Consider the following 21978-nt stretch of genomic DNA (forward strand, 5'->3'; position numbering starts at 1 on the left):
TAAGTAAGAAATTACTTGATGGGGAGTTTTTTTATGTGAAAAAAAATTTTAAGATTGGAGTAATTTTTTATCATTTTATTTTATATGATAATACTAATTTACAGAAAATTTAGATAGTTATAATTGTGGGGTGTTCATTTGGTAGATGCCTATATAAATGAATTAGTGCGGAAAAAGGAAATTCCAGGTGCAGTATTGATTGTTCAACAACATCATAAAAGAATTTTGTCTCTTAGTTACGGGGCTTTTACAGCGCAGGATGGCAGCAAACAACTCATTTTGAGCCATACATTATTCGATGTAGCGTCATTAACAAAAGTAGTGGCAACGCTACCAGCTACTTTACTGCTCTTGAGTCGACAGCAAATGACTGTGGACGATAAAGTTCAAACATATTTACCGAATTTTAAGTATGCCAATATAACCATTCAACATTTATTACAGCATAATTCAGGGTTACCAGCAGACTTAATGCCAGTAGTGAAGAGGCATCATCAACGCGACATCATGACAGAGATATTTTCCAGTAAAGTAGTGTTTCAGCCAGGCAAGCAAGTACTCTACAGTGATTTAGGTATGATTTTATTAGGGAAAGTAATTGAAAAAGTATCAGGAAGGTCACTTAGCCAATTCGTTGAACAGGAAATATTGAAGCCTTGGGGGATGAAGCATACTCGCTTTCAATTACCGGACCATCAACAGGCACTAGCGGCATCCACAGAAATGGTGGATGGAAAATTTGTTCAAGGAATTGTCCATGATGAAAAGTCCCTGCTGTTGGAAGGTGTGGCTGGTAGTGCTGGTCTATTTTCATGTGCGGAAGATTTAGCGAAGTTTGCAGAAATATGGTTAGGTTTTACACAACAAGATGTTCTTCCATATGAGTGGCTAGAACTTGCTCATACGAAGACATTTCGGAATAGGGGGCTTGGTTTTGAAGTATGGAACGGAGACTACTCATCATCTTGTTTTGCTAGGAGGTGGAGTAAGGGGTCATTTGGTCATTCAGGCTTTACAGGCACAAGTATTTGGATGGACCCTGTTGAAAAGGCCTTTGTTATTTTCCTGACGAATGCAGTTCATTATGGAAGGAATACAAATATGAGAAGTATTCGGGAAAAGCTTCATACGTTGATCTATGAAAAATTACTTATATGAAGGGTGGATTAGTTGATATGAAACAAAAGAGTAAATGGTTATGGCTGTTTCCATTATTAATCGTTGTAGCTTTAGTGGGGTGTACCTCAAAAGAGAAAACAACGGTTTCAACAACACCTGATAAGGAAGAAGGGGAGAAAACGGAAGAGATTTCTCTCACGATAGGAAGTTGGCGTACTGAAGATGTGGCAAAATATGAAAAAGTGATTGCTTTATTTAATGAACAACATCCCGAAATACACATTTCCTTTAATCCGACTAAAAATACAGAGTATAACACTGTTCTCAATACAGCACTACAGGCTGGGGAAGGCCCAGATATTTTCCACTTACGACCTTATGCAGCAGGATTAAAGCTTGCTGAAGCAGGATATGTAGAGAAAATAAATGGCTTAAACGGTTTAGCTTCGTTTCCTGAAGAGGCATTACTAGCTTCACGTGATGAAGATGGAAATCAATATGGGGTACCGATCAATTTGAGCTCCACGCAATTTTTCTATAATAAAAAAATCTTCAAGGATAATAACCTCGAAATACCGACTACTTGGGAAGAGTTTATAGCATTAAATGATCAATTGCTTGAAAAGGGCATTACCCCGATAGCAATGGGTACTAAGGAAGGGTGGCTATTGTCATTACTGCACGGGATTGTTGGACCAGCGATTTACGAAGGGAATGATTTCTACCAAGCAGTGCTCGCTGGAGAAAAGGATTTTACAGATGCTCAATTTATAGAATCGATACAAGTAATGAATGACTTAAAGAAGTATTTTCCTGCAAATTCAGAAGGCTTAGGAATGGATGATATTCGTACTTTGTTTGCATTAGAGGACGCTGCTATGTTCCCGTTAGGTAGCTGGGAAATTCCTGTTGTATTAGAAATGAATCCAGATTTAGAGTTAGGGTATTTTCCTATTCCATCTAAAGGGGGTCAGAAAACAGTGACGACTTGGGTGGATGGCTCATTTGCTATTAATGCAAATTCGAAAAATATAGAGGCCGCCAAAGTATTTTTAGAGTTTTTAACAACAAAGGAATTTGGTGAGTTGTTTGTGAAGGAGTTTTCCATGATCAGTGCTATACCTGATATTACCTCTGACGATGCCCTATTAAATGAGATTAGTAAATCCACTGCAAATGAAGCGATACCATACATGTGGGTGACTAATTTTACAGGTGGGGACCCAACAACAAAAAGTTTACTTGAAAGTGAATTACAAGGTATGTATCTAGGTCAGGTAACGCCTGAAGAGGTCGCTGCAAAAGTACAAGACAATGCTAAAACTTGGTATACGCCATTTCAAAAATAAATAATGCTCCTACAAGGAATCTTCCTTTTTCAAAAATTTAAAGGGGGCTGTTCATCATGAGAGAACCTACAGCTTCACCGTTATCAAAAAGAAAATCATGGGCAGGGTGGTCTATCCACCTTTTCCCTATCCCTGCAATTATAATTTATGGAATGTTTGTGCTTTATCCAATTCTAGCGGCCTTATCCTATAGTTTTTTTGAATGGAAAGGGATGGCACGAGGGGACTTTATTGGCTTCCAAAACTTTGTGACGCTTTTCACAACAGAACCTTATGGCTCCATGTTTTGGAATGCCTTCAAACATAATGTTCTTTATTTTATTATGCAAATGGTGGTCATGAATGGTGTAGCTTTCTTTTTAGCATTTATTATCTACCAAAAAATTAAAGGTGCTGAGTTTTTCAAGGCAGCCTTTTTTCTCCCGCGAGTCTTATCTGTAATTATCGTAGGTTTTTTATGGAAGCTTATTTTAAACCCCAATTTCGGAACCTTAAATGTCCTTTTAGAGAAATTAGGTTTAGAGACGTTACAAAAGGCTTGGCTCGGTGATCCTGGAACAGCTTTGATTACAATTATTTTAGTCAATTGTTGGTTTGGACTAGGATTTGGCGTCTTAATTTTTTTAGCTGGGTTTCAGGGCATCCCCAATGAATTAATTGAGGCTGCAAGACTAGACGGTGCAAAGGGCTTCACCTTATTACGTACGATTTATTTACCTTTAATGGTGCCATCGATAATGATCATGGGCATTTTAACATTTATTCAATCCTTTGAGGCATTTGAACTTGTTTATGCCATGCAAGGTTCGATGGGAGAGCCTTATTATTCTACAGATACATTAGCCGTGTTTTTCTATCGCTTAGCATTTGGTAGTTCTACAGCTTCTGGTGCGACAGCTATTGGCTTAGGGTCTGCGCTAGCGACAGTACTGTTCCTATTTATATTAATTTGTACAACGCTATTTTTACGCTTGGCCAATAAAAAAGACGTCCAAATGTAAGGGGGAAGTATATGAAGCAAGGGGCCATTTGGTTTCGACCATTCTATTATCTTGTTGTGTTTACAGTGGCGACAATCAGCTTATATCCTATATTGTTAATGATCTTGTCCTCCTTTAAGAAAAGTGTGGACATTTATAAGGATCCATTAGGCTTTCCATCTAGCTTTAGCTTAGATACTTACCGCACATTATTGTCTAAAATTCCATTTACCACATATTTTTTGAATAGCCTATTTGTCAGTGTTGTATCTGTTGTACTGATTGTTGTTGTTTGTTCATTGGCATCCTTTTATATTGCACGCTTTAAATTTTCTTGGAATCATGCCTTATTCTTCATTTTCTTATTAGGCATGATGATCCCAATAAAATTGGGGATTGTCCCTCTTTTCATTTTAATGCGTGATTTAGGACTAATTAATTCTTTATGGTCTTTAATTTTAATGAATACAGCGACAGGTATACCTTTATCCATACTCATACTAACAGGCTTTTTTAAAACGATGCCGTCTGAATTGGAAGAGGCTGCCCGTATGGATGGAGCAGGTAATCTAAGGGTCCTTTGGTATGTTGTTTTGCCATTAATGCGACCTGCACTAGGAACAGTCGTGATTATCAATTTTATCGCAGCATGGAATGATTTTTTCTTCCCGCTTATTTTTATTACGGAAAAGATGAAACGGACAATCCCGGTCGGAATGATGTCGCTGTTTGGGGAGCATTCGGCTGATTGGGGCTCACTATTTGCTGGACTGACATTAGCATCATTACCAATGATTCTATTATTCTTCATTGCTTCAAAGCAATTTATGGAGGGGCTGACGGCAGGTGCCATTAAATAAGCAATATATTATTGGAGTCGATGGTGGTGGAACGAAAACCCGTGCCATAATCGGTACAAAAGAAGGAAATATTCTCGCCTTTATGGATGGACACGGTACGAATATAAAATCAACTCCAGCCCATGAGGTAAGGCAACATATTGAACATTTACTGGAGAGTCTAGTGCAAAAAATAAGCGCTACAAAATACGATGTTTCAACGATTTTCTTATGCGTAGCAGGAGGGGATCGTCAGGAGGATATAAAACGCTGGAAGGCGTGGATAGCTCCTATGTTCCCTTCTACTTCCTGTAAAGTTACTGTCACCAATGATGCAGTCGCGGCACTTACTAGTGGGACGTTTACACAGGAAGGGTTAGTAGTTATAGCGGGAACGGGCTCAATTGTTTATGCGGTTCAACAAAATTCAATTAGTCGTATGGGGGGATGGGGTTATCTATTGGGAGATGAAGGAAGTGGCTACTATATTGGACAAGAGGCATTGCGTACCATTACTCGTCAATATGATGCTTATGGTTTAAATGAAGATGCCTTTTCTAAAGCCATTTTAGAGCATCTAGCACTAACAGATCCTACGGAAATTATTACACTAATTTATGAGCATTCGCAGCCACGCATATGTATTTCCTCTATTGCTAGGACGGTATTACTTTTAGCTACCCAAAATAATGAGATAGCGAAGAGGATTGTTGACCGTGCAGTTACCCATTTAGTTCAACTTCTCCAAATGATGTATAGAAAAGAACCACAGGTGAAAAAATTTCCAATTGTTACTTGTGGAGGATTATTCGAAAATCAATACTTTGTTCAATGCTTTCAAGCAAAATTGCAACAATCTACTATTGATAATCAAATTATTCAGCCTGAAGTACCACCTGCTATTGGTGCTTTTATAAATGGACTCTTTAGTGAAGGAATTCCAATGACAAAGGCTTTACAACAAACAGTAAAGGAAACTTGGATGAGTGTAAAAAAATCGAATGGAGTGATTTGATTTCGATGGAGCGAATGACAAAACTGACGACTGAGGATTATCATCCAGACACAACCAATTTGGATTTAATGTCCATTGCTGAAATTGTAAGGCTAATGCATGAAGAGGATCAAAAAATTCCACAGGCTATTGCCAAAGTATTACCTGAAATAGAACAGGCTATTATGGCTGTTGTACATGCGCTAAAAAATGGCGGTAGATTGTTTTATGTAGGGGCAGGGACAAGTGGGAGAATAGGGCTGTTAGATGCTGTTGAATGTCCACCCACATTTAGTACTTCGCCTAAACTAGTGCAAGCCATATTAGCGGGTGGCTCAGAGGCAGTAATGATCGCCATAGAAGGGGCAGAAGATGATTTATCTTTAGGTCGTCAAGAATTGGAGAACCAACGCTTAACAAATCTAGATATAGTCATTGGTATTGCGGCAAGTGGTAGAACGCCTTTTGTCAAAGGAGCTTTAAATTATGCTCAGCAAATGGGAGCCAAAACGATTAGCTTGGTCAGTAACGCTCGTTCCACCATTAGCGAAAATGTAGATATAGCTATTGAGGTTATTACTGGTCCAGAAATTCTAACTGGTTCCACTAGACTAAAGGCTGCAACCGCCCATAAACAAATACTCAATATGATTACAACCGCAACTATGGTCAAGCTTGGTAAAGTCTATAAAAATTTAATGGTGGATGTTCATGCTAGTAATTTTAAATTGCGAGAACGTGCCAAGCAAATTGTTTGTGAAGTGACAGGAGTATCGTATATTCAAGCTGAGCAAGTTTTAGAGCAAACCAATTATCAAGTAAAACTGGCTATTGTCATGTTACTAACAAATACAGTGTTAGAAGAAGCGACAGCATTACTCGCCCAATCCGAAGGGCATGTCCGTAGAGCAGTAGAATTACGTAAGCTTTGAAGAAAGAGGTGGATGGAACTGCTCCATTCACTTTTCCCTGAAGGCTACATACTAGAGGTGGGGATGGACGTATGGAAAAAATAAATGCCGGTTTAATTATGCTATCAGAAATGCGTGAGAAGCTGCCCCCTTCCGAGAAAAAGGTGGCGAGCTTTATTTTAGAGCATCCCACTCAGGCGATTAAAATGACCGCTGTAGAGTTGGGAGAGGCAAGTCAGACAAGCAGTGCAGCTGTTATACGATTATGCAAATCTCTGCATGTCAGCGGCGTTCAGGAATTAAAATTGCGTATTGCTGGTGATTTACAGCGTAATAACACCGACGACAGAGATATAGAGGCAAATGAGCCGTTACAATCAATTGTAGAGAAGGTGACCTTGCAAAGTAGTGAAATTTTGACACAAACGGCTAATTTAATAGATAAGGCTGAATTAGAACGTGCTGTATCAGCTTTAGCAAAGGCTAGAAGAATTATATTTTTTGGCGTAGGTGCTTCTGGAATTACTGCTATGGACGCAGATCAAAAGTTTTTAAGAATTAATAAGCATAGTAAAGTATTCATGGATTTACATTTAGGAGCTACAGCGGTCGTCAATGCACAGGAGGGGGATGTGGTAGTCGGGATATCCTTCTCTGGGGAAACGCACGAAGTGGCCAAAATCCTTGAAATAGCGGGCCAAACTCCTGCTACTACCATAAGTTTAACGCGTTACGGTAATTCATTAGTATCGAGTTTAGCCGATATTTGTTTATATGTGTCACCGAATGTCGAAGCGACCTTTAGAAGCGGTGCCACTTCCTCTCGTCTTGCCCAGCTTCTTGTCATTGATATTTTATTTATGGGAGTAGTGACCAGTGCCTATAATCAGACAATTGATTATTTAGATGAGACACGAACGGTTATTCAAGGACTGCATAAAAAAGTTGCTAAAAGAAAAATAAAGTAGAACGAAGACGATTTCTTAGCATCGTCTTCGTTTTTATTGCTCTGTCACAAATGGAGTGTTGATACAGCAGGATCAAAAAACTAAACATGGGAGAAAGATTACTAGCTCCAAGTAATTCAGTTACATCCACTGTAGTATCCAAAGGCAAAGCAATAGGGCCAGAAAAGATTTGTAGCAGCTCTTTCTAGTATTCATACAAAAAATAACACGGATATTAGCAAGTAGAGTTGCTAATGACCGTGTTATTTAAAATAGGCTAGACTTCTTTTTTGAATAGTTTTCCTGGCCAAAAGGCGTATTTGCCTAGAACCGTTGTAATGGCTGGTACAAGCAATGGTCGAACAATGAATGTATCCAGAAGGACACCGATTGCAGTGACGACACCGAATTGAACAAGTACTTGAATTGGTAATGTTGCCAGAACAGCGAAAGTCCCTGCTAAAATGAGACCAGCGGATGTTATGACACTTCCCGTACGGACAACTCCTTCTTCTACAGCTGTTAAATGATCCGTTGTTTTACGTTTTTTCCAAATCTCTGAAATCATAAAGATATTATAATCTTCGCCGAGCGCTACTAAGAACACGAATGCATACAACGGGATAGCTCCAGAAATGGCTTCTGCCCCCATGATATGATGTAAAATCAGCCAACCTGCCCCTAATGCTCCAAAGTAAGAGATGATCACGGTTGCTAATAAATAAACAGTGGCCGTAATGGAACGTAAATAAACAAATAATAATAATGCTATTAAAGCAATCATAGTTGGCATAATAACCGTTTCATCACGCTTAGTTATTTGTTGGGTATCATACTGACTAGCAGTTTCTCCACCGATCCAAACATGCTTATCAGCATTTTTAAGCCCACTTTGCTCCAGCATTTCGACAACTTCTGCCTTTAACTCAGGAATATGAGCCAATGATTCCTTTGCATAGGGGTTGGCATTTAAAGATAGCTCATATAACTGAATAGCGTTATTTTTTTCACCTATTTGCACATCTGCCACGCTATCAATATAAGAAATTGTTGAAAGCTGTTGCTGTAAATTAATTTCATTTTCCTCTGTATCAATCACTAATTGTACAGGTGCTAATTCTCCAGGCGAAAAATTCTCTTCTATTAAAGTGAAGCCTTCTCTTGACGGCATGTCTTTTGGGAAGGATGAAAGTAGATCAAACGTATATTGAATACGTGGAACGAATGCCGCTAATCCACCAAGTAAAATAACAGTTACAGTAATAACTATCCATGGCTTATGCGTAACGAAATGTCCGATTTTATGACTAATCTTATGTGACGGCTTATGTTGTTTCTTCCCTTTGCTAAGTGCCATTTCTTCTGTACGTGGAACAAATGGAAAGAAGGCTACACGACCAATGATAACAAGAATAGCAGGGAGGACAACGAGAGCTGCAATTCCCATTACAAGTACACCAAAGCTGAATGGTACTGCAAAGCGTTGGAATGCGCCGTAATGAGCAAGACTAAGGGTAGCTAGGCCAATGACCACCGTCAGGGCACTCATTAAAATAGCACCACCTGATTCTTTCACAGCGAGTTTCATTGCGACAGTTTTATCCTCAACATGGAAGAGAACTTCTCGGTATTTAGAAATCAGGAATAAACAATAATCCGTACCTGCGCCAAAAAGCAATACCGTCATAATAGAGACAGCCTGCGAATCTTTATCAATCCATCCTTGATCCGCAAAGAAGCCTAATGTTGGGCTGATCACTCCATAGGCAAGACCTACAACTAGTAAAGGAATAATAGCCAGTAATGGCGAACGATATATGATAATAAGTAATACTAAAACAAGCAATACGGTTGCAATTAATAGCTTCACATCTGCTTGGGAGAATAAACTAACAGCATCAGTAGCGATTCCAACTGGCCCTGAATAACGTACATGAAGCATGTCATTCGAAAGTTTCTTATCTAATTGAACTTTGTTACTCTCCATTACTTTTGTAAGTTTATCTAAACTACCTTGTAGGGCATCTGTAGCGACACCTTTTTCAAAAAACACAGGTGTAACAATGGTTGTGCCATTTTCTGAAGCAGCGGCTGATAGAGCCTGCGGTGGCATTTTATCAAATGGTGGAACCATCGTTTGATGAGCTAATGGTTTAGCTTGAAGCTCACTGTATATACTTTGTATAGCCGAATAGTCTTCAGTCGTTAGTCCGCTGTCTCGGTACCAAACTAATAATAATGGTGTACCGGCATCATTAGGGAATTGTTCGGCAATCATTGCCGCGGCCTGTTCAGACATTTCCGTGTCAGGTAGGTTTTTGCCTGACTCACTTTCGATGCTATTAATTTGTGGCCAAGCAAAAGACAATACAATGACTAATAATACCCAAAAGGCTAGTGCTAATAAGCGCCCTTTTTTACTTGCAACCATTGAGCCCCATTGCTCAAGTGGATGTTTTTTCATGAGAAGACCTCCATTTCATGTAAGTGATTTAATTATATATACTAGAAGGTTAATTAATCAATCTAGAAATACGGATATGTTATAATATGAGTAAAAAGACTGCTTATTTATAAAGGAGGTGAACTTGTTGAAACAGTCACCGCGTATGCTTGGAAGACCTCGCCATGATGAAAATGCGAAACCGACAAAAGATCTAGTCCTTGAGACGGCTACAAAACTTTTTATTAAAGAAGGCTACAAAAATATTTCGATGGATGATGTAGCGAAAGCTTGTAACGTAACAAAGGCGACTATCTATTACTACTACCCAACTAAAGGCGAATTGTATACATCGGCACTCATTGCTATGATGGATCGCATCAGGCTATCCATTCTACAAATTTTGGAGCAACAAAAACCATTTAAAGAACGTCTTGAACAGCTCGTTGAAGTTCATTTATCAGCAACTATTGATATTGATATGAATAATTTTATGCGGGAGGCCTCCATCAATTTATCGGAATCTCAGTTGAGACAAGTACAAGCATCCGAAAATGAAATGTATCAAACGATTGAGCAGGCTATGCAAATGGAGATGGAGAAGGGCACGATTCGAAAAGGGAATGCCAAGTTTTTTGCTCATAACTTTATGGCATTGATGACAGTAGGGTATTTTAAAGATGGCGATGGAAAAACTTTGTTAGGTTCAGTAGATGTAACAGCAAAAGAAGTAACAAATTTCTTTTGGCTGTCTGTTCAAAATAAATAAAGCTTTGAAAGGAGTTATCTCATTAAATTAGAGATAACTCCTTTCATTGTTATATTTCAAAAAAGGGTTCTAAAAACGACAAGAAAGTGAATGATCATAAAAAAATTTGATGCATTAGAAAATTTATGATAGTAAGGCAGTTAATAGTTGATAAAATCAATGAATTTTGAAAAGATTGTCGAAATTGTGATTTAGCGCATTGAAATAATGTACAAACAGTCTTATAATGAAGGTTGTAATGTCACCAAGACAAGATAAGGATGGTATTATGATGCGCTTTTTGCGACTTAAAGTTAACATTGTAATAACAAGTCATACGAATCGCTATCCAGCCCTTGTGACTGGTGATTGTGTAGGATATACGCTGTAACGACTGTTAAGTTTTACCTTAATGGTCTTTTTTACATGTAAGCAATAAAAAATAGTACTAGTGATGGCAAAGGAGAGTTCAAAATGTCAGAAACGAATAACCAAACACAGGCTGAACAAGTAACTGTGAGTAAAGAGCAATTAGATGTACTAGATCAATTACTAAAACCTGAAGTTCAAGAATCACTTACAACTTTAGTTGAGCAATTACCAAAGTTAACTGAAATGATGACTTTATTAACGAAATCATACGAGTTTGCTCAAGCTGTTGCAACAGATGAAGTGCTTAAAAATGATACTGTTGGTGCAGTAACAGAAATCGCTGGACCTGTAGTAGGCTCTGCGAAAAACCTAGCAGCAACTGCAATTGAAGCGAAAGACCGAGCATCTGAAAGCCACGAAGTAATTGGTTTATTCGGTCTTGTGAAAATGTTAAAAGACCCTCAAGTTCAAAATGTATTCCGTTTTGTTAATGCTTTCTTACAAGTAAGCTCAGAACGCAAAGCTAAATAAGACTTAAGGTAAATTCAATTCGTAAGGACGGAGGATTAATTAATCATGTCAAAAGAAATCGTCATCTTAGGTGCAGGTTACGCTGGCGTTTTAACTGCATTAACAGCACGTAAGTATCTATCAGCTGATGAAGCTAAAATTACTGTAGTAAACCAATTCCCAACACACCAAATTATCACTGAACTTCACCGTTTAGCAGGTGGTACAATTGCAGAGGGTGCTGTTGCATTACCACTTAAAAAAATCTTTAAAGGTTTAGACATCGATCTACACATTGCAAAAGTAACGAAATTCAATGTAGATAATAAAAAAGTGGATTTAGATAATGGCTATACATTAACGTACGATACGCTTGTAGTATCTTTAGGAAGCCAAACTGGTTTCTTCGGTATCCCTGGATTAGAAGAAAACTCAATGGTTCTTAAATCAGTAAATGATGCCAATAAAATTAACAAACATATCGAAGATCGCATTAAAGCATATGCACAATCTAAAGATGAAGCAGATGCAACAATTGTTATCGGTGGTGGCGGTTTAACAGGTGTTGAGCTTGTTGGTGAAATCGTGGACAACTTCCCGAAAATCGCTGCAAAACACGGTGTTAACTTTGCGGATCTTAAAATTAAACTTGTTGAAGCTGGTCCAAAAATCTTACCAGTACTTCCGGATACACTTATCCAACGAGCTACTGAAAGCTTAACAAAACGCGGTGTAGAATTTATTACTGGAACACCTGTAACTGGTGTTGACGGCAACGTTATTTCTCTAAAAGACCGTGAACCAATTATTGCAAACACACTTGTATGGACAGGTGGGGTAGCACCACTTCCACTAGTAGGTGAATCAGGCCTTGCAGCTGATCGCGGTAAAGCAACAATTAATGAATTCCTACAATCTACATCTCACGAAGATGTATTTGTTATTGGTGACGCATCTGTAGCATTACCAGCTGATGGTGGTCGTCCACTTTACGCACCAACTGCGCAAGTTGCGTGGCAAATGGGTGAGCTTGCTGGTTATAACGTCTTTGCACAATATAAAAATCAAGAGATGAAAACATTCTCTGCAGTGAACTCTGGTACACTTGCAAGCCTTGGCCGTAAAGATGCGGTTGCTACAATTGGTGCAAGCAACACAGAACTTAAAGGTCTTCCTGCAACATTAATGAAAGAAGCTTCAAATATTCGTTATTTAACACATATTAAAGCTCTATTCGGTTTAGCTTACTAAAAATTATTATCCCACTTCCATTAGGAGGTGGGACTTTTTTATGGAAAGTTTGCTCTTACGATATTTGTTTATTAATTACTTCAAAGAGAGTAAAATTAATACAAATCTAGTTACTGGAGTGATGACATGTGTTAACGATATTTCAATCAAAAAGAGAAGATATAGAGCAATTTAAGGATAAAATTGATGAGTTGAATGCAAAGCTAGATAAGAAGGACCATGAATTACAAATTTTTCTCAATGAATTACATAAGGAATTAATTTCGACGATTGGACAGCACGATATAGTTAATCATCAACATGTCATTTTGGGTGAAATGGTTACTACTATTTTAAACGAGTTTAATCGTGTAGAAAACAGCACCATTGAATCCAATATCATATCTGGCCATGCTCTAGAAAAAGGAAACTCTTTAATTCTTTCTTCAGATGAAATGGTTTCTTTATCGATTGATAGTAAACAAGCTGTAAAAGAAGTTCAGCATGTTATTGATGAGCTTGGTGAGCAATCAAGAAAAACAACAAATAGTATGAACCATTTAAGTGAACGTTCAAAGCAAATAACAGATATCGTCAAAGTCATCAGTGAGATTTCTAATCAAACCAATTTACTAGCATTGAATGCATCTATTGAAGCAGCGAGAGCAGGGGAGCATGGCAAAGGGTTTTCAGTCGTTGCAGAAGAAGTACGAAAGCTTGCTGAAAATACCAAATCAAGTACAGAGGATATTGTGAATCTTACGAAAAAAATTGAGGATCAAATATCTGAGGCATATGAGGATAATAAAAATAATATGCAACTGGTGACAGAGGGACTTCAAAAGAGCACGGATACGTCTGAGCAAATTAACGTATTACTCCAAATCATTATGAATGTCCAAGGTGAAGTGAAGGAATTACTTCACTATATAGATAGCCAAAAAATTTCGACTGAAGATGTCATGAGTAAATTTAAAACAACGACAGTACTTTTTGATGAAACAAATAAAGTTTTAACTGACCATATTGATGAATCAGATATGGTCACAAAAAAATTACTAGAAGCAGTTGAAAAGGTGAAGGGTTTCCCTCATTCAATTTAACTATAGTTTTACTTGATACATAAAAAAGCACCGTTCTAAAAATGATTAGAATGGTGCTTTTTCGATACTAAAGTTTGGATTTGAATATTTCTTTTGTAGCTTTCTGTATTAGCTTTGGTAGCACGCCGAAGGAATAAGGCTTATAAACTCTCTCAGTCCATTTGTGTCCATCTTTTCCGTATACACCCATAGTAACAGAAGGGATATTCATTTCCTTTATTTTCTCAAATGGTAGGGGATAGAGTGTATCCCATTTTGGGAAGTTATTGAGCAACTCTTGAAGTTCCTCTTGGGTAGAATGAATAGATAAGAAGCTTCCATCCGCTAAGTAAGGGAAAAAGCGCTTAACTTGAAATACTTCGCCTGTTTCATACGCTACCTCATCAACGACTTGTGATATGGTCTGCTTTAATAACTGATCTCTTACCACATTTTCCTTTAAATAATTATGGGGTAGGAATGGTGGTGCAAAGAATAGCACAACTCGAGGCTTATGCTCTGGATCTGCCTTTTGCAGGGCATCAACGATTGCAAACGACTGTTGGCGTAATTCCTTGCCTGCATTTTTTCTCAAGACATCAGCAATAATAGGCTCGGTTTGAATACCCTTTCCGTTTAAATAAACAATAAGCTCATCATAAGTAACAACCTCTATATGCCATGATAATGAACGCTTAGGTACGTTGGAGCGTTCAATATATTTCTCATACTGAAGCTGTAAATATTGTTCTGCCTCAAGACATGCCTGTTGTGCGACAGACTTAAGTTTCTTAACAACATGATCTGGTGACTCTTCATATAAAAAATAGTTAAAATAAATGTGGCTAGTAGACGCCGTTTGTACCGTATAGGATTCTTTGGTGTCACGTTGGTATAAGCATGTAGGTGGAAGGATAGTTTCTCCTGCAATTGCCTCCGTTAATGCTAAATTATTATGAATATGCTCTGTTATTTTAGCTGCCACATAATTGGGATCGATACCACTTAATGTATCTCCCACATGTACTTCCCGCCCATAAATGTGGAAGGAGGGTAGTAACTTTCCTGCAACACCAGTATAAATATAACGGTGAGGATCTTCACCATATAAAGGAGTTGTAAAGTCAGTATTAATCGCCATTAGAAAATCTAGTGCTTGTTCCATTTTTAAACGATTAAGCTCATCTAATGCATCAATAATTCCATTATGCTCTGCTTCTTCGCCACCGTTTAAAATAAGTAATATATTTCCTTCTAATTCATGAAGATGATTGGTGAAATATTGAATATTGGCAATATGGACTGCAGCTCCGCTTTTCATATCTACAGCTCCACGCCCAAACATCCAGTCGCCACTTTGAGCATCCTTCTGTACATCCGTATTTCCTTCATAGGTTTTAAAGAAATCCTCAAGCTTGGTAGGAGAAAAAGCAAACTCTTTTAAATGACCATAATCTTCTATATCCACTGTATCTAAATGAGCGTGATAAATAATTGTCTTTTTTGTTGCATGAAGACTTTTTACGAAGGCAAAAAGATTTTTTCGGCCAATGGGGTCCTGTTTTACGTTTAAAGTCCAAAGAAATGCAGGGTTTTCTTGATAGTAAGGGAATTCCTTCATTTTCTCATAGATATACTCGATAATTTTCCCTTCACCTTGAGTACCATTAATACTATTAATAGTTACTAACTCATTTGTAAGCTCTTCAATTTGCTTTGCGATGGGTAACTGTCTTAGTTGTGAATACATGTATATTGCTCCTTTTTTGTTCGATTAGATATCATTCAAAATAGCAACTATATTTACTTAATTGTTTCGTTATATGAAAATAAATCCGCATTGTGGAATATAATTCATCATATAAGAAAAAATCGTAAACGTCAATTTTCATTTTTATAAAATTCTGTTTCTTTTTATTAATTTATTCGGTTGCAAGTCTATATAAATGAGTAAAAATTCGTTAAAATGAATAAAAGGAGGATGAGCAATGATTCAATCCATTGAAAGAGCAATGATGATTATTCATGTACTAGCCAAGAATCCTAAACGATTCTTTTCTGTTCAAGATATATATAATGAAACAGACTTACCTAGCAGTACAATTTATCGTTTATTGTATACATTAGAAAACTTTGATTTAGTAGAAAGAAATGAGGAAAAAAAGGAATTTCGTTTAGGGTATACATGGTTACAGCTCGGCATGAAAATGTACCACCATACAAATATCCGAGAAAAAGCCCATCCTTTATTAGAAGAGCTTGCCATTAATGTGCGGGAAACAACATATTTAAATATTCCAAAACTAAATAATTCTATTATTATTGATCGTGTAGATAGCCCAAAAAATGTACGTATCATTGATATGATAGGTGAAAAAATCCCCTATCCGATTGGAGCAGCGAATAAGGTATTACTTGCATTCTCAGAGAAGGAAATGCATGCAGGCTTTCTAAAAAATATAAATGATCTTGAAAAAATAGAGTTAATGGAACAATTAAATGTCATCAAAGATAAGGGATACTCCATTAGCTATGGAGAAAAAACAAAGGGAACAGTATCGGTGGCGGCACCTGTTTTTGATTTAAATAAAGAACCAATTGCAGCTATTAGCGCAGAGTGTTTTGAGTATGATACAGATACTGAAAAATTAGAAAGTATTGCAAAGGAAGTCACAAGAGCTGCTCACCTACTTTCACAAGAGCTAGGTCATATGTAAATAGGTCTTTTCCACGTAAGGAAAAGCCCTATTTTTTTTGTTTACCTAGGAGAAGTACTTTGATACAAAGTCGCTTTAGACGGGCGTATCGTTAAAATAAATAAAATGAAAGCTACCATCACCATGACAAATGAGGCACTTACTATAACAAATCGTATAGAAATAAATTCAGCAGTCATTCCAAATGCAGCAGTCAGAATTATGATGAAAAGGGCTTCAAAAAAACCATAAATACTCCCTATACGTCCCATGCTTTCAGCAGGGATATTATTTTGGTAAAAAGTATAGAAACCTGTATTCGCAAAAGCTGTTGCGAATGATAAGAGAAAGCAACCTAAAGCTGCCATAAAAAAAGTATAGGAAGAAGTAAACAGTAAATAACCGAAGGCCGTCATTATAGACCCCATGCCGATTAACCAAGCAGTAGAGGTTTTTTCAACAAAGGCTGAATTGGTTAGAGAGCCAATTAATACACCGACACCTGCAATACTGACTAAAACCCCATATTCTCCCTCTGATAAAGCAAGTACTTGAGTGGCAAAAGCAGCCTCTAAAGAATCAGTCGCTGTCATCAATACAATGGTAGCACTAAATAATAAATAGACTGCCATCACATAGGCATTTTTTAAGCTAAAATGGATGACCAATTTCCAATCATGGAGCCATATTTTATAAAGTGTTGCATTTTCTGTACGATGAGCAAAGCCTAATTGTACATGTCCTTCAACGTCTGGCATCTTTATAGTTATGCAGGCAGATAAAAATAAAGCAATAGCATTTAAGTATATAGCCATATTCGGTGTGCCTATTGTAAATAGAAAGCCTGCTATAGCTGGACCTGTTAGGAAGGCCCCAGAATCAAGCAAACTACGTAATGAGTTAAAGCGTTTTCTTTGCTCTATCGGTATCAATTTAGTGATATAAGTTATAGAGGTAGGATGATACATAGAACTAGTAGCTGTAATGATAAAGACTAAAATATAAATCCATCCTATGCTCGAAAAGCTGGGAAGTGCGACAATCAATATGGACCGGCAAAGATTCAATAGAATCATCAGGTGTTTTTTATTAAAGCGGTCTATTAAACTACCAGACCAAAAATTAGTAAACAATGTGGAGAGGGCCCTTACAATATACAAGCCAGAAACAGCAAGTGCTGATTCCGTCAGATTGAGTACAGTAAGGTTCAAAGCAATAAAATAAATCCATTCACCGATACTAGAAATACCAATACTACTTAAAAGGATAATTGGATAGCGCCACGATTTTAAAGATTTTTTCATATAAATTCCTCCTTCAGCAAAAGTGATCTTGCAAAATAAAAAATCCCACCCCCAAGACAGTAGTCTTAGGGACGAGACGGAAGAATTTATGCTCACGTGGTGCCACCCTAGTTCACTAGTATGTTGCCATAATAGCCTTTTCAGTACGGCATGAATGAATGCTTATACTGTAACTCTATAACGGGAGTACCCGTCGCACCATCATTCTAATAGAAATCCAATGCGCAACTCTGAGGCTTGTTTCAATAATTAGTTCTTGCTCGTTTTCAGCAACCGGAGCTCTCTGGGAAGAACAGCCTTATTTACTCTTCTCTTCACTGTATTTTGGATAGTGTAGCATATATAGATAATTTTGGTAAAGCGCTACATTGAAATAGATGGTCCATTTTTTTGAATGTAAGCTTTCAGTTGCATGAAAAGCGACTCGCAAAACTGGATAGTATGAATCATATTGGAAGCATCCTCAAGGGAATGATTAAGACCATCAAAAACAGCGAGATCGAGAGTAGTAAGTTGAGCTATTTTTTTCTGTGAAAAATGTGGATCTGCTGTGCCAATCGCCAAAAATGCTTGTTTATCTAATAGATTAGCCATTGTATGGTCTAGTGACAATAGAGGTGTTAAGAGTATATATCGAGTAGGTATTAAAGACGACTGTTGCATATAAAAATCTATTATAGGTAAGGTGCCTAATGATTTGCCTATATAAACGGCATTTGTATAAGGCTTTGTTCTTAAGCAATGTTCTACAATAGGATTGACAACGCTATAGACCATATTTGAAATGGCCTGTGGTTCCTGCTCAAACAGTTGTTGTTCAAACGAATAATTGATTTGGATAACATCATATCCAAGCTCTAACAGTAGTAATCGTGAATAATAAAGAACAGGTTTTTCGTAGCTATAGCCTGTACCAGATAACATAAAGCATATGCTATTGCTGTTTTGATCAAAAAAATCATAGGGCATTCCATTACAATTCTCTTGCTTAGGTTTAATTTTCATAAAGATATCTCCAGTCTTTGGAAATTTAGTTTATAATTCGACTATAACAAGGAGGGAGAAAAAAATGAAGGCTATAGTAATAAATGAATTTGGTACGTCTGATGTATTAACATATACGGAATATCCAAAGCCTACAATCTCTACAGGAGAAATCCTAATACGTACAATCTATACGAGTGTGAACTATGCAGATATTAAAAACCGTACAGGTAATAAGGCTAAAGGAAATTTTCCAATGATTCTTGGGTTAGATGTTGCTGGTATTGTAGAAGAGGTTTTTAATGAGAAAAGCAATTTTCAGAAGGGGGACCAGGTCATTGCATTTCCGATAAATGGTGCATATGCAGAGTATGTCGTAGCAAAGGAACAATTGGTTTTTAAAGTCCCCTATGATGTACCGCTAAAGAAGGTAGCAGCTGTGCCAACTGTATCGTTTTTATCGTACATCTTAACACATCAGATAGCACCTATTAGTCAGAATGATTCGGTATTAATTCATGCTGCATCTGGTGGGGTAGGAACAATGCTTATTCAAATGGCCAAAAAGCTAGGCGCTAAACAAATTATTGGAACTGTAAGTACTTTGGAGAAGGCATCGATAGCTTATCAGCTTGGGGCAGATCTTGTTCTTACATACGATCAATTTAGTGAACATGTAAGAGGCTTTACTGGAGGTCTTGGTGCCGATATTGTCTTTGATTCCATTGCGGGAGCTATAACAGAGGAAAGCTTAACTTGCCTAGCACCATATGGCACACTTGTACAATTCGGCAATAGTGGAGGCAAGGCAGGAATTATTAAAACATCGAATTTACATAGTAGCTGTCGTAATGTAAAAGGATTTAGTCTTGGTACGACTAGGGACTTAAGACCGGAAATGTTACAACAGGTTGCTCAACATATTTTTACTTTATTAAAAGAGGATAGTTTTCAAGTGCCTATTGCTAAAGAATTTTCATTAGAGGATATGCCGAAGGCTCATGAACTGATGGAAAGTCGTCAGCATCAGGGAAAAATAGTAATAAAAATATAGAAACAAGGGGAGAGTGACGCTCATAGGAAGAGCGCCATCTCTCTTTATCAACGGTCTAATTCATTTAGTTTTTCATATATACGTCTTTTTCGATATAGCATAATACCCGTTTCAGCAACATCTTGAATCATGCCTTTATTTGCGTATGCGCCGAAGATCATACCAGCAATAGGTATCATTTGAAACAGTTTTTTCCAGCCCATCTGGTCCCGATACGTATAAAATACCTCCTGCCAGCCTTGTAGCTGGGAAATCATATTATCAGTAGCTTTATTAGTACTATTCATAGTGGAAAGCTCCTGTAGGATGGCTTCCTTACCGACGATATCTGCTGATGTGAATTGCAGGCATTTCACAATAAAAATTCGCTCCATTTTATCGTTAGGGTCATAGCCATGTATAATAGCAATTTCTTGCAATGTCTTCAGTGCGGTTCCTAAAATAACAGGTATATCAATAGCCAAGGTAAATATTCCGCCAAATCCAGTAGAAGCCCCTTGAACAGTCGCAAACTTTACACGCTCATTTTGCAATTTATCACTAAGAGTAATCATATCCTCTAATGGGATTTGACCAATATCTGAAATGCCCAAAATATGCTCTGTGGAAGAATGGTTACGGATTTTTTGAATCATGGCTTGTTCATTGATTAAATATTTTCCACCGGATTGTATGTAGTTCCCTAATTCATCGACTAATAATGCAATTTTATTTTGAATAAAAGTAGGCGTCATTTTATCTAACAACTTAAACGGTATTCTACCTAGTTTCTCCCAAAACCATAAATCCTTTTGATCCTTTTCCCAAACCTGAATTTCCTGCAAGTGCTGCTCTAATAGCTGACGGTTCTCCATTATTGTCTATCCCCTTATGTGTTCTTTTACTTTACATACGAAAAAAATAGTATAAGGTTTCGCCTTGTCTTGATTCATCTGTATATTTTTTGTGTCGAAAATAAAGGTTCAAGTACAAATGGACTCCGACCATCTAATAAAATGATATGTTATTGCCAGATGGAAGCAAGGAGTGCAATACCTTCATCTATTTGCTGAAGTGTCAGTCCCCCATAGCCTAAAATGATTAAAGTATCCTCTGTACCATGCTGATAGGAAGTAGAACATGGATAGACAAGAATTCCAATGTTTTGAGCAAGTTGAATCGCATTTTTCTCAGAGAGTCTATTAGGTAACTTCATCACGATATGTAGCCCAGATTTTTCACCGATGATTTGAAATTCCTCCGAAAAATGAGTGGAGATAGCAGTTAGTAGAGCTTGTTGTTTTTTACGATAAACTGTCCGCATTTTCGCTAAATGTTTATCAAATTGACCTTGTCCAATGAAATCAGCTAAAACAAGTTGCTCTACTCTGGAGACAACTGATTTTTGATCATGGTTAAAGGCATTAAACGATGCAATTAATGACTTTGGTAAAATCATATAACTGATTCGCAAAGAAGGCAGCAACGTTTTAGAAAATGTTCCAAAATAAATAACTCGCCGAAGCTGATCCATTTTTGCTAAAGAGGGGATTGGCAGCCCTTTATAACGAAATTCTGAGTCATAGTCATCTTCAATAATGTATGCCTCATTCAAATTTGCCCATTGCAACAAGGCGGCTCTTCTCTCTACGGTCATAATCATGCCCAAAGGAAATTGATGAGCTGGTGTTGTGTATAACATGTGAATTGTTTTTGAAGGAAGAGTTATACCGGCTTTATCCACAGGGATGGCCTTTGTAGACAAACCGCATTGTCGTAAAGTAGTATGTGCCCGTTTAAAACCCGGTTCTTCTACTCCGACCTTACTCTGGGGACCTAAAAAGAGACTAAGGGCTTGAAGTTGACTTTGTGTTCCACCATAAACAAACACTTGTGAGGCATCACAAACAACGCCACGTGAACGTTGTACATAGCGCGCAATTTCAGATCGTAAAACGTCTTCTCCTGCCCAAGGACTTGTGGATAAATTATTCCTGTTTACATGTTTTTTCAGGAGCTTATGCCAAAGTGAATAGGGAAAAGCCTCGTTATCCACATGCCCGTTATGAAAATCATACTGAATGTCATTGGATATGATTGTCCTTAGAGGAACCTCATGCTGCTGTTCATCTTGTACCCAATCAAATTCAAAGGGAGCAATAAAATAACCCGACCGTTCTTTACTATAAACATAACCTTCTGCCAGTAATTGTTCATAAGCCTCCTTCACAGTATGTACACTTACATCGAGAGTTCGTGCAAGGGCTCGCTTAGAGGGTAATTGCTCATGACCTAATAGCCTTTTAGATAAAATAGACTGTCTAATTTCTTCGTAAATCTGAATGTATTTGGCTGAATCTCCTGTCAATGAAATGGATAGCTCCACAAGATAACCTCCTCTGATATGGTCTGGTTTTTAATAATTGGTACTTTCCAT

Annotated in this window: 20 protein-coding genes and 1 other annotated feature; of the genes, 14 read left to right on the forward strand and 6 right to left on the reverse strand. The window is 37.5% G+C overall.

Going from position 1 to position 21978, the window contains the following annotated elements:
• Positions 1-138: 138 nt before the first annotated feature.
• From AC1Q6O_RS00190 to AC1Q6O_RS00220, 7 genes are all read left to right on the forward strand, one after another.
• Complete coding sequence (locus AC1Q6O_RS00190; protein WP_089987074.1) at positions 139-1158, forward strand: serine hydrolase domain-containing protein; 1020 nt, start codon at positions 139-141, stop codon at positions 1156-1158.
• Positions 1155-2468 (forward strand): ABC transporter substrate-binding protein, encoded by a 1314-nt coding sequence (locus AC1Q6O_RS00195; RefSeq protein ID WP_008179556.1) that lies wholly within the window; start codon positions 1155-1157, stop codon positions 2466-2468. The genes AC1Q6O_RS00190 and AC1Q6O_RS00195 overlap by 4 nt, the downstream gene beginning before the upstream one ends.
• A gap of 56 nt (positions 2469-2524) precedes the next feature.
• Positions 2525-3469 carry a carbohydrate ABC transporter permease gene (locus tag AC1Q6O_RS00200; RefSeq protein ID WP_492400856.1) on the forward strand — a complete coding sequence of 315 codons (945 nt, stop codon included), beginning with the start codon at positions 2525-2527 and terminating at the stop codon, positions 3467-3469.
• Positions 3470-3480: 11 nt separating this feature from the next.
• Positions 3481-4308 carry a carbohydrate ABC transporter permease gene (locus AC1Q6O_RS00205; protein WP_008179553.1) on the forward strand — a complete coding sequence of 276 codons (828 nt, stop codon included), beginning with the start codon at positions 3481-3483 and terminating at the stop codon, positions 4306-4308.
• Entirely contained in the window at positions 4295-5302 is a 1008-nt protein-coding gene (locus AC1Q6O_RS00210; RefSeq protein WP_089987076.1) for an N-acetylglucosamine kinase, read from the forward strand. The genes AC1Q6O_RS00205 and AC1Q6O_RS00210 overlap by 14 nt, the downstream gene beginning before the upstream one ends.
• Before the next feature lie 5 nt (positions 5303-5307).
• On the forward strand, positions 5308-6213 hold the full coding sequence (gene murQ / locus AC1Q6O_RS00215) for an N-acetylmuramic acid 6-phosphate etherase (protein WP_089987077.1): 906 nt from the start codon (positions 5308-5310) through the stop codon (positions 6211-6213).
• Between the two features lie 71 nt (positions 6214-6284).
• On the forward strand, positions 6285-7160 hold the full coding sequence (locus tag AC1Q6O_RS00220) for a MurR/RpiR family transcriptional regulator (RefSeq protein ID WP_089987078.1): 876 nt from the start codon (positions 6285-6287) through the stop codon (positions 7158-7160).
• Positions 7161-7416: 256 nt separating this feature from the next.
• Here AC1Q6O_RS00220 and AC1Q6O_RS00225 read toward each other — a convergent pair whose 3' ends face one another.
• Positions 7417-9603, reverse strand: a complete 2187-nt coding sequence (locus tag AC1Q6O_RS00225; RefSeq protein WP_089987079.1) for an MMPL family transporter — start codon at positions 9601-9603, stop codon at positions 7417-7419.
• Between the two features lie 118 nt (positions 9604-9721).
• Here AC1Q6O_RS00225 and AC1Q6O_RS00230 point away from each other — a divergent pair, with 118 nt between their 5' ends.
• The 5 genes from AC1Q6O_RS00230 (at position 9722) to AC1Q6O_RS00250 (ending at position 13545) form a co-directional block, all read left to right on the forward strand.
• Positions 9722-10351 carry a TetR/AcrR family transcriptional regulator gene (locus AC1Q6O_RS00230; RefSeq protein ID WP_237068896.1) on the forward strand — a complete coding sequence of 210 codons (630 nt, stop codon included), beginning with the start codon at positions 9722-9724 and terminating at the stop codon, positions 10349-10351.
• A gap of 238 nt (positions 10352-10589) precedes the next feature.
• Positions 10590-10721: a hypothetical protein gene (locus AC1Q6O_RS00235; RefSeq protein WP_255319038.1), complete on the forward strand. Its 132-nt coding sequence runs from the start codon at positions 10590-10592 to the stop codon at positions 10719-10721.
• 83 nt (positions 10722-10804) lie between these two features.
• A complete protein-coding gene (locus AC1Q6O_RS00240; protein WP_004227758.1) occupies positions 10805-11233 on the forward strand; it encodes a helical membrane plugin domain-containing protein in 429 nt (142 codons plus the stop codon).
• Positions 11234-11278: 45 nt separating this feature from the next.
• Positions 11279-12463: an NAD(P)/FAD-dependent oxidoreductase gene (locus AC1Q6O_RS00245; protein ID WP_008176337.1), complete on the forward strand. Its 1185-nt coding sequence runs from the start codon at positions 11279-11281 to the stop codon at positions 12461-12463.
• Between the two features lie 128 nt (positions 12464-12591).
• A complete protein-coding gene (locus AC1Q6O_RS00250) occupies positions 12592-13545 on the forward strand; it encodes a methyl-accepting chemotaxis protein (RefSeq protein WP_089987080.1) in 954 nt (317 codons plus the stop codon).
• A 67-nt stretch (positions 13546-13612) separates the two neighbouring features.
• Here the strand turns inward: AC1Q6O_RS00250 and AC1Q6O_RS00255 are convergent, their stop codons facing one another.
• Entirely contained in the window at positions 13613-15274 is a 1662-nt protein-coding gene (locus tag AC1Q6O_RS00255; RefSeq protein ID WP_089987081.1) for a M20/M25/M40 family metallo-hydrolase, read from the reverse strand.
• 238 nt (positions 15275-15512) lie between these two features.
• Between AC1Q6O_RS00255 and AC1Q6O_RS00260 the strand changes: the two genes are divergently transcribed.
• A complete protein-coding gene (locus tag AC1Q6O_RS00260; protein WP_008176332.1) occupies positions 15513-16241 on the forward strand; it encodes an IclR family transcriptional regulator in 729 nt (242 codons plus the stop codon).
• Between the two features lie 41 nt (positions 16242-16282).
• Here the strand turns inward: AC1Q6O_RS00260 and AC1Q6O_RS00265 are convergent, their stop codons facing one another.
• Together AC1Q6O_RS00265 and AC1Q6O_RS00270 are read right to left on the reverse strand one after the other, a co-directional pair.
• Positions 16283-17524 (reverse strand): MFS transporter, encoded by a 1242-nt coding sequence (locus AC1Q6O_RS00265; protein WP_089987082.1) that lies wholly within the window; start codon positions 17522-17524, stop codon positions 16283-16285.
• A gap of 64 nt (positions 17525-17588) precedes the next feature.
• Positions 17589-17851 (reverse strand) — a binding site (T-box leader).
• A gap of 36 nt (positions 17852-17887) precedes the next feature.
• Complete coding sequence (locus AC1Q6O_RS00270) at positions 17888-18529, reverse strand: hypothetical protein (RefSeq protein ID WP_089987083.1); 642 nt, start codon at positions 18527-18529, stop codon at positions 17888-17890.
• Between the two features lie 64 nt (positions 18530-18593).
• On the opposite strand from AC1Q6O_RS00270, the gene AC1Q6O_RS00275 reads away from it, so the two are divergent.
• Positions 18594-19562, forward strand: a complete 969-nt coding sequence (locus AC1Q6O_RS00275; RefSeq protein WP_089987084.1) for a quinone oxidoreductase family protein — start codon at positions 18594-18596, stop codon at positions 19560-19562.
• Positions 19563-19609: 47 nt separating this feature from the next.
• Here AC1Q6O_RS00275 and AC1Q6O_RS00280 read toward each other — a convergent pair whose 3' ends face one another.
• Positions 19610-20416 carry an EcsC family protein gene (locus AC1Q6O_RS00280; RefSeq protein WP_008176324.1) on the reverse strand — a complete coding sequence of 269 codons (807 nt, stop codon included), beginning with the start codon at positions 20414-20416 and terminating at the stop codon, positions 19610-19612.
• Between the two features lie 149 nt (positions 20417-20565).
• Positions 20566-21927: a MocR-like pyridoxine biosynthesis transcription factor PdxR gene (gene pdxR / locus AC1Q6O_RS00285; protein WP_492400857.1), complete on the reverse strand. Its 1362-nt coding sequence runs from the start codon at positions 21925-21927 to the stop codon at positions 20566-20568.
• Positions 21928-21978 lie beyond the last annotated feature (51 nt).

This window comes from Lysinibacillus sp. GW823-FHT06C08 (assembly GCF_058795135.1).